Genomic DNA, 9311 nt, shown 5'->3' on the forward strand with positions numbered 1-9311 from the left:
CACACCGGCACCCAGTGCGACGCCGAGGGCCGCGAGCGCGTTGGCCACGTTGTGCGGGCCGGCCGGGCGGACCTCGGCGGCCGGGACCAGCCGCAGGTCGCCGTGCACGAGCCAGCCGTCCGCGACGCCGTACTGGCCCGGGCCGGGCTCGCCGGCGGTGAAGCTCACGCGCTTGGGCACGCCGGCCGCGAGCCGGACGGACTCGGGGTCGTCGGCGTTGTACACGGCGAGCCCCGCGCCGGTGTAGACCCGGGCCTTCGCCTCGACGTAGGCGGCCATCGTGCCGTGCCACTCGAGGTGGTCCGGGGCGATGTTGAGCACGGCGGCCGCGGCCGCCCGCAGCGACGACTGCCAGTACAGCTGGTAGCTGGACAGCTCGACGGCGAGCACCCGGTGGGCGCGGACCGCGTCGATGACCGGCAGTCCCACGTTGCCGCAGGCCACCGCGTCGAGCCCGGCGGCCCGCAGGATCGCCTCCAGCATGCCGACCGTCGTGGTCTTGCCGTCGGTGCCGGTGACCGCGAGCCAGACCGGCGGCTCGGCCAGGGTCGCGCCGATCCGCCAGGCGAGCTCGACCTCGCCGATCACCTCGACGCCGGCGTGCGCGGCGGCGGCCAGCAGCGGGCTCGTGGGCGGCCAGCCGGGGCTGGTGACGACGAGGTCGGTGCCCGCCGGCGGTTCGGCGAGCCCGGCGACGGTGGCGGCGCCGGGCGGCAGGTCGGTGAGCCGCTCGGCCGCGGCGTCGGTGACCGTGACGTCTGCGTCCATGCCCAGCAGCGCCTCGGCCACCGACCGTCCGGTGACCCCCGCACCGGCGACGAGAACCTTGCGACCGGCGAGCACGTCAGCCTCCGTAGGCCGTGAGCCACTCGCTGTAGAACAGGCCGAGGCCGAACATCGCGCAGACTCCGGCCAGCAGCCAGAATCTGATGATCACCGTGGTTTCCGCCCACCCGGCGAGCTCGAAGTGATGATGGAACGGCGCCATCCGGAACAGTCGCCGTCTCGACGTGCGGAACACGGCGATCTGCATGACCACCGACAGCATCTCGACCGCGAACAGGCCGCCGACGATCACCATCAGCAGCTCGGTTCGGGTCGTGATCGACAGGCCGGCCACGAGGCCGCCGAGCGCGAGCGAGCCGGTGTCCCCCATGAAGATCTTGGCGGGCGCGGCGTTCCACCACAGGAAGCCGATACAGGCGCCCATCGCGGCGGCGGCGACCACGGCGAGGTCGAGCGGATCTCGTACGTCGTAGCAGCCGACGGTCGGCTCGGGAGCGCCGCAGTTGTAGCGGAACTGCCAGAACGTGATGACCACGTAGGTGCCGAACACCATGGCCGACGCGCCGCCCGCGAGGCCGTCGAGGCCGTCGGTGAAGTTCACCGCGTTCGACCAGCCGGACACCGCGATGTAGCAGAAGACGACGAACCCGATGACGCCGAACGAGATGATCGTCAGGTCGCGGACGAACGACAGGTTCACCGAGGCCGGGGTGAACCCGGACTCGTCGGCGAAGTTCATCGCGAGGATGCCGAACGCGATGGCGACGACCAGCTGGCCGACCATCTTTGCGGTCTTGTTGAGTCCGAGGTTGCGCTGCTTGCGGATCTTGATGAAGTCGTCGAGGAAGCCGACCAGACCCAGGCCCGAGGTGAGGAACATGACCAGCAGGCCCGAGGCCGTGGGCGCCTCGCCCTTGGGGTCCGACATCGCGTTGAACAGGTGCGCGACCAGGTAGCCGGCCCACATCGCGACGATGATCGCGACGCCGCCCATCGTCGGCGTGCCGCGCTTGGACTTGTGGCCCTCCGGCCCCTCCTCGCGGATCTCCTGACCGAAGCCCTGCTTGGAGAACACCCGGATCAGGTACGGGGTGAACAGGATGGACACCATGAGCGCGATCGCGGCGGCGATCAGGATGCCGATCACGCGCCGGCTCCCAGGAGCGCGTCGGCGACCCGCCAGAGGGCGGCCACCTTGGAGGCCTTCACCAGGACCACGTCACCCGGCCGCAGCTCCGCGCTCAGCAACGCGATCGCGGCTTCGACATCCGGCACCAGGACCGGCTCCTCTCCGTTGAACCCCTCGAGGCGGGCGCCGTGCTGAATGCCGACCGCCTGCTCGTCCACGGCCACCAGCCGGTCGATGGACAGGCGCATCGCCAGCCGGCCGATCTGCTCGTGCGCCGCCGCGCCGTCGTCGCCCAGCTCCCCCATCACCCCGAGCACGGCCCAGGTGCGCCGCTGCCCGCCGTCGGACATCCGCGCGAGCGTGCGCAGCGCGGCGCCGACCGACTCGGGGTTGGCGTTGTAGGAGTCGTTCACGACGGTCACGTCGTCGGCGCGGGTGGTGACCTCCATCCGGCGGGCCGACAGCCTTCGCGCCTGACGCAGCCGCTGCGCCACGTCGTCGAGGGAGGCACCGAGCTCGAGCCCGACGGCCGCGGCGGCCAGCGCGTTGCCGACGTGGTGGCCGCCGTACAGGTCGAGCGTCACCCGCGTGCTGCCCTGCGGCGCGACGAGGGTGAACGTGGCGCGCGCGTGCTCGTCGAGCTCGACGTCCGTCGCGCGGACGTCGGCGTCCGGGCTCTCGCCGAAGAGGACCACGCGTGCCTTCGTTCGTTCGGCCATCGCCCGGACGAGCGGGTCGTCGGCGTTGAGGACCGCGACCCCGCCATGGTCCTTGCCGGGCAGCGCCTCGGCCAGCTCGCCCTTGGTCTGCGCGATGCCCTCCTGCGAGCCGAACTCGCCGAGGTGCGCGGTGCCGACGTTGAGCACGACACCGATGCGCGGCGGGGCGGTCTCGCAGAGCGCCCGGATGTGGCCGGGACCGCGGGCGGAAAGCTCGAGCACGAGGTGGCGGGTGTCCTCGTCGGCGCGCAGCACCGTCCACGGGTGGCCGAGCTCGTTGTTGAACGAGCCGGGCGGGGCGACAGTCGGGCCCATCGGCTCCAGCACCTGGGCGATCAGGTCCTTCGTGGAGGTCTTGCCGGACGATCCGGTGACACCGACGACCGTGAGCCCGCGCGGCGCGAGCCGGTCGACGACCTCGCGGGCGAGTCGGGCCAGCCCGGCGAGCACCGCCGCGCCGGAGCCGTCGGTGTCGCCGGTGAGCGCGACCGAGCGGGTGTGCGCGTCGGTCACCGGCGGCATGACCACGGCGGGTGCGGCGACCGGGCGGGCGGCGAGTACCCCGACGGCGCCCTGCTCGACGGCCCGCTCCGCGAACTCGTGGCCGTCCACGCGGTCGCCGGGCAGCGCGACGAACAGGCCGCCCGGGCCGACGCGGCGCGAGTCGAACTCCACGCTCCCGGTGACGAGCGTGGTCTGGTCGGCGTTGTGCAGGCGGCCGCCGGTGGCCTCGGCGATCTCGGCGAGGGTCAGGGGGATCATCGGGCCCCCTTCTCGAGCCGGGCCCAGATCGCGGCGCGCAGTTCGTCGTGGTCGGAGAACGGGTGCACGACGCCGTCGATCTCCTGGCCGGTCTCGTGGCCCTTGCCGGCGATGACGACGACGTCGCCCGGCTCGGCCCGGTCCACGGCGGTGCCGATCGCCGCGCGGCGGTCGCCGACCTCGACGACCTCGCCGCGCTCGCTCTCCGGCACTTCCAGCGCGCCCTCGCGGGTGGCCGCCCGGATCGCCGCCGGGTCCTCCGAGCGCGGGTTGTCGTCGGTGACGATCAGCAGGTCGCTGCGCCGGGCGGCGGCCTCACCCATGAGCGGGCGCTTGGCCTGGTCGCGGTCGCCGCCGCAGCCGAGCACGACGATCAGCCGGCCGTCGGTGCGCCCGCGCATGGCGTCCAGCGCGAGCGCGACCGCGGCCGGCTTGTGCGCGTAGTCCACGACCGCGGTGAACTCCTGGCCGAGCGCGACCCGCTCCATCCGGCCCGGGACCTCCACGGTGGCGAGCCCGGCGGCGATGTCGGCCGGCGCCACCCCGGCGCTGTGCAGGCAGGCGGCGGCGAGCAGCGCGTTGGCGACGTTGAAGGTGCCCGGGATCGGCAGGGTGACCGCGAGCCGCAGCCCGTCCGGCCCGTGCACGGTGAACGACTGCTCGCCCGCCCGCGAGGTGCGCACGCCGGTGGCGGTCCAGTCCGCCTCCCCGTCCGCGACGTCGAGGCTCGCCACGGAGACCGTGTGCGGGGTGACCAGCCGCTTGCCCCACTCGCCGTCCACGCAGACGACCTCGGTCGTGGAGCGGCCGTCGAACAGCAGGGCCTTCGACTGGAAGTAGTCCTCCATGTCCGGGTGGAAGTCGAGGTGGTCCTGCGAGAGGTTGGTGAAGGCGCCGACGGCGAACCGGGTGCCGTTGGCCCGCCCCAGCGCGAGCGCGTGGCTGGAGACCTCCATCGGCACGTGCGTGACGCCGCGCTCGACCATCACCGCGAACAGCGCCTGCAGGTCCGGCGCCTCGGGCGTGGTGAACGCGCTCGCCAGCCGCTCGCCGGCGATCCGGGTCTCGACGGTGCCGACCAGGCCGGTGCGGTGGCCGGCGGCCTTCAGCCCGGCCTCGATCATGTACGTCGTGGTCGTCTTGCCGGAGGTGCCGGTGACGCCGAGGACGGCCAGCCGCAGCGACGGCTCGCCGTAGATCCACGCGGCGACCGAGCCGAGCACGCCGCGCGGGTCGTCGTGCACGAGGACCGGGATGCCCGAGTCGCGGATCGCCGGGCGGGCGGCGCCGGCCTCGTCGGTGAGCACCGCGATCGCGCCCGCGGTGATGGCCGCGTCGGCGAAGTCCGCGCCGTGCACGCGCGCACCGGGCAGCGCGGCGAACAGGTCACCGGGAAGCACATGCTGTGCACGCAGCGTAGCGCCGGTGGCCGCGAGGTCCTGGACGTTCTCGGGCGCGGCGACGAGACGCGCGTCCGCCCGCGCCACCAACGTGGTGAGCGGTACGGGTGCGATCCTGGTGGGGCGAGGCGGTGCCGTGACGGCCTTGCCAACGAGCTTGGCGGGCACGTCGCGGAAGATTACCTGCGCACGGAGGGCGATCATCTACACCCTCGACCACGCGGTCGCGTTATTCCACGGTAGGCAGGGTCGGCAGCGGGTCTGCGGTGGCGGGCTTGGGCTTCGGGCGGGACTGGCGCAGCAAGATCGCCGCGAGCATGCCGCCGACGAGGCCGGACAGGTGGCCCTGCCACGAGATGTTGGTGACGCCGAACCCGATCGAGTGCCACATCGGGTAGGCGTAGGCGAGCCCGATGCCGATGGAGACCACGACGTCCACCGGGCGGCGGTCCACGAAGCCGCGCAGCAGCAGGTAGCCGAAGTAGCCGAACACGACGCCGCTGGCGCCGATCGACACCGTGTTCGACGGGGAGAACAGCCACACGCCGAGCCCGCCGACGATGATCACGACGACGGTCGTCAGCAGGAACTTCTTGAGGTTCGGCACGGCCGCGATGAAGCCGAGGCTGAACAGCGCGACCGCGTTGCCGGCCAGGTGCTCGACGTTCCCGTGCAGGAACGGCGAGGTGAGGATGTCGACCAGGCTGGACCAGTCCCGGGGCCGGATGCCGCCGAGCTGGGCGAGCTCTCGCCCGGTGGCCGCGTTGACCAGCTCGATGACCCACAGCACGGCCAGGAACGCGACCATCAGCGACGCGGCGCGGCCCAGCGGGCTGGCGAGCGACCCGTCGTCGTCGGTCGACGGGCGTGCCGGTGGGAACTGGCCGGACGGCTGAATGCTCATCATGGTGAGTATGCCCGGGGTAGGCGATCTCCGGCCGTCTCGGCGGCGTGTCACAGGCCGCGCCGCGTCAGCTCCGTGAGCAGGGCGGGGCGGCGGTGGTGGCGCTCCCGGATCCGCACCACCAGGGCCTCGAAGGCGGCCAACTCGCCGCAGCGCGCCGACAGGTCCCGCACCTGTTCCAGCAGCACCGCCGCCGCGCGGTAGGCGTCGCGGCCGGTGCGCTCGAGGCAGCGGGCGAGCGCGTCGCGGTAGCCGGGCAGCACCTCGGCCGGGTGGGCCTCGCCGTGGGCGCGGGCCACCTCCAGCCAGGCCCGTTCGCCGCAGCCGTACTTCTCCGCCGCCAGCCAGGCCTCCCCCGGCTCGCCGTCGTCCAGCAGCGCGCCCGCGAGCTCGTCGGCACCGCCGTCCTCGGCCGCCGCGCGCAGCAGGTCGAGCGCGGCCTCGCGGTCGGCCGGCCAGGTGCCCGCCAGCGACGCGGTACCGCGCAGGTTCGCGTACGACAGCCGGGTGGGCGCCGAGCGCAGGGCCTGCTCCCGCAGCGCCACCGCGTCGGCGGTCCGGTCACCGTCCATGTAGGACTGGACGAGCACGTCCGCCAGCCGCGGGTCGCCGGTCTCCTCGACGCCGCGCTCGGCCCAGCGGATGGCGCCGGCCGGTTGCCCCGCCTCGTGGAGCAACGTCACGATGTCCAGGAACGCCTTGGGGTTCGGCACGTTCTCGGCCAGGATGTCGACCCGCGCATCCAGGTCACCGTCCACGATGGCCAGCTGCTCGCGCATTGACCGCAGCAGCACGACCTGGTCCTCGGCCGGCGCCGCGCACGCCGAGCGCAGCAGCGACCGGTATGCCGACAGCCCGGCCTCCCCCAGCGAGTCGGCGAAGTCGGCAAGCTCGACCGCCGGCCAGCCCGGGCCATCCAGCCGCTGGCGGAACAGCCACTCCGCCAGCCGCGCCGGGTTGGGCCGGGCGGCGGCACACGCCCGTGCGTACAGCCACAGCGCGCGGCGGTACAGGCCCGTCACCGCGCCGGCCGAGTCGTCCACAGTGGACATCGCGGCCGTGATGCCCTCGACCGCCGAGCGAGCCAGCGGGCGGGCCTCGGGCGCGTGTCCGGACGTGATCAGCTCGTCGACGGTGTCCAGCACCTCACGGGCCCGCCGGGCGTAGCCGCGGGTGGCCTGGTCGTCGAGGTAGCCGCGCACGCGCAGCGCCTCGTCAAGCTGCCGGCGCAGCACCGCCACCTGCGGCGCCCCCGTCGAGCCCGCCCGCAGCGAGAGCCGCTGGTACAGCGCCGGGTCCCGGCCGGCCTGCTCGAGCACCAGCTCCACCAGCTCGCGGTGCTCCAAGGTGCGCAGGTACGCGGCGAGGTCGACCTCGGGGGCGGCTGGTCCCGGCCCCTCGGCGAGCAGCACCAGCCCCACGGCCACGCAGTGCTTGCAGAAGTTGCCGTCCGCACCGAACGGGCAGCTGCACTCCCCCACCAGCCGTTCGCCGTCGCGGCCGAGCCACACCTCGTAGCTGTCCAGCCCGCGGACGGTCGCCCGCACGCCGAGCGCGGTCGGCGCCACGTCGGCGACCGCCGCCACGTAGTCACGACCGCGCTGGAAGGACTGTCCGCCGGCGGCCTCGTGGAGGTCGTCCTCGGTGAACCAGGCTGTCATGGCGCACAGGGTATGAGGGCCCCCTGACAGTTATTGGTCCAGCACCAGCGGCACGACCGGGCTCTGCTTCTTCGACAGCGGGATGTTGTACCGCTGCGCCAGGTAGGAGGCCACGTCGTGGAACAGCGGCGCGGCCGAGCGGCCCTCCGGCGGGCCGCCGGAGTAGTTCGGCCGGTCGAGCATGATGCCCACGACGAACCGTGGGTCGTCCGCCGGCAGGATGCCCGCGAACGTGATCCAGTACTTGGAGTCGGAGTAGCTGCCGGTGGCCGGGTCGATCTGCTGTCCGGTCCCGGTCTTGCCGGAGATCTGGTAGCCGGTCAGCGCGGCGTCCGGGCCGGTGCCGTTGTTCAGCCCCTCGCCGTCCTGCACCACCGCGCGCAGCATGTCCCGCACGGTTCGCGCGGTCTTCTTGTCGACCACCCGCACCGGCTTCGGCTTCGCCTCGGGGACTCGGGTGCCGTCCGGGGCGACCCGCGCGCTGACGATCCGCGGCGGCACGCGCACGCCGTCGTTGGCGATCGTCTGGTACATGCCGGCCATCTGCAGGACGGTCATCGACAGTCCCTGCCCGATCGGCAGGTTGCCGAAGGTCGAGCCGGACCACTGGCCGCGCGGCGGCACCCGGCCGGGGCTCTCGCCGGGCAGCCCGACGCCGGTGCGCTTGCCGAGACCGAGGTCGCGCAGCAGCGTGGAGAACCGGTCCGGGCCGCACTGCTCGGCGAGCAGCAGCGTGCCGACGTTGGACGACTTGGCGAAGATGCCGGTGGTGGTGAACGGCATCGTGGCGTGGGGCCAGGCGTCGTGCACGGTGCGGTCGGCGACGTTGATCGAGTCGGGGACCACGTGCGAGTCGCCGGGCTCGGAGATGCCCTCCTTGATCGTGCACAGCGCGGTGACGACCTTGTTCACCGAGCCGGGCTCGTACGGCGTCGACACCGCCGGGTTGCCCATCGTGCGCAGGTCGAGGCCCTTCGGGGCGGTCGGGTCGAAGCTCTTGTCGTTGGCCATCGCGTAGATCTCGCCGGTGTGCGCGTCGAGGACGACCGCGCTGGCGTTCTTGGCCTGGCTCTTGGCGACGTAGCCGGCGAGCGACTGCTGCAGGTGGTACTGCAGGTCGGCATCGATGGTCAACTCGATGTCCGAGCCGTCGGTGGCGGGCACGAGGTCGCGCTCGGTGCCGGGGATGACGACGCTGCGGCTGCCCTCCTCGGTGTCCACGACCTGGCGGCCCGGCGTGCCGGACAGCTGGTTGTCGCGCAGGATCTCCAGGCCGGACAGGCCGTGCAGGTTGTGTTTCTTGACGTCGAGGTCGTCCATCCGCCAGTTGGCGACGCCGACGATGTTGGAGGCGAGCGTGCGGCCGGGGTACTCGCGGACCGCGCGGTACTCGGTGATGATCTCGGGGAAGAGCGCCTGCAGGTCGCGGGCGGCCTTCGGTTCCACCTTGTCGGCGAGGTAGACGAACGTGGTGTTCCGGTGCAGCCTGGAGAGCAGGTCGCCCTCGTCGACCCGGTCGCCGAGCTGCTGGCGGAGGGCGCGGGCGATCTCCGCGGTGCGGTCCTCGAAGCTCAGCTTGGTGCCGGGGTGCTCCTTGTTGTAGGCGGCGATCTCGTCGCGCACCGCCTTGGGTCGGAAGGCCAGGGCGCGCGACTCGACGCTGAACGCGAGCTGCACGCCGTTGCGGTCCACAATGGACCCGCGGGTCGCGGGAATGTCGATCTCGGTGGTGCGCTGCTGCTCCGCCTTCGCGGCGAGGGCCTCCGCCTCGAACCCCTGGACCTGGATGAGCTTGACGCCCGCCGCGACGAGGGCGGCGATCAGCAGGAAGCGCACGGAGACGACACGGATGTGATGGTTCCCGGTGGGCTTTCGAACGAGCCGCCGGGGCCTGGTCGAGGCGCGGCGGGTCTTGGGCACCGGCGCGCTCCGCCGGGCGCTGGCCGCGCC

General features: G+C 73.0%; 7 protein-coding genes. All 7 read right to left on the minus strand.

Annotated features, from left to right (window positions below; genetic code table 11):
• Nucleotides 1-843: UDP-N-acetylmuramoyl-L-alanine--D-glutamate ligase (gene murD, locus ACRDSK_RS28155; RefSeq protein ID WP_431444367.1), on the minus strand; the 843-nt coding region annotated here is incomplete at its 3' end.
• A 1-nt stretch (nt 844) separates the two neighbouring features.
• Nucleotides 845-1933, minus strand: a complete 1089-nt coding sequence (gene mraY, locus ACRDSK_RS28160; protein WP_431444368.1) for a phospho-N-acetylmuramoyl-pentapeptide-transferase — start codon at nt 1931-1933, stop codon at nt 845-847.
• Nucleotides 1930-3396 carry a UDP-N-acetylmuramoyl-tripeptide--D-alanyl-D-alanine ligase gene (locus ACRDSK_RS28165; protein WP_431444369.1) on the minus strand — a complete coding sequence of 489 codons (1467 nt, stop codon included), beginning with the start codon at nt 3394-3396 and terminating at the stop codon, nt 1930-1932. The genes mraY and ACRDSK_RS28165 overlap by 4 nt, the downstream gene beginning before the upstream one ends.
• Nucleotides 3393-5000, minus strand: a complete 1608-nt coding sequence (locus ACRDSK_RS28170; RefSeq protein WP_431444370.1) for a UDP-N-acetylmuramoyl-L-alanyl-D-glutamate--2,6-diaminopimelate ligase — start codon at nt 4998-5000, stop codon at nt 3393-3395. Before ACRDSK_RS28170 ends, ACRDSK_RS28165 begins: the two co-directional genes overlap by 4 nt.
• 25 nt (nt 5001-5025) lie before the next feature.
• Nucleotides 5026-5700 (minus strand): rhomboid family intramembrane serine protease, encoded by a 675-nt coding sequence (locus tag ACRDSK_RS28175; RefSeq protein ID WP_431444371.1) that lies wholly within the window; start codon nt 5698-5700, stop codon nt 5026-5028.
• 50 nt (nt 5701-5750) lie between these two features.
• Nucleotides 5751-7361, minus strand: a complete 1611-nt coding sequence (locus ACRDSK_RS28180) for an SWIM zinc finger family protein (protein ID WP_431444372.1) — start codon at nt 7359-7361, stop codon at nt 5751-5753.
• Nucleotides 7362-7391: 30 nt separating this feature from the next.
• Nucleotides 7392-9311, minus strand: a 1920-nt coding sequence (locus tag ACRDSK_RS28185; RefSeq protein ID WP_431444373.1) for a peptidoglycan D,D-transpeptidase FtsI family protein, incomplete at its 5' end; no start/stop codon positions are given.

This window comes from Actinophytocola sp. (assembly GCF_050699915.1).
Lineage (GTDB): Bacteria > Actinomycetota > Actinomycetes > Mycobacteriales > Pseudonocardiaceae > Actinophytocola.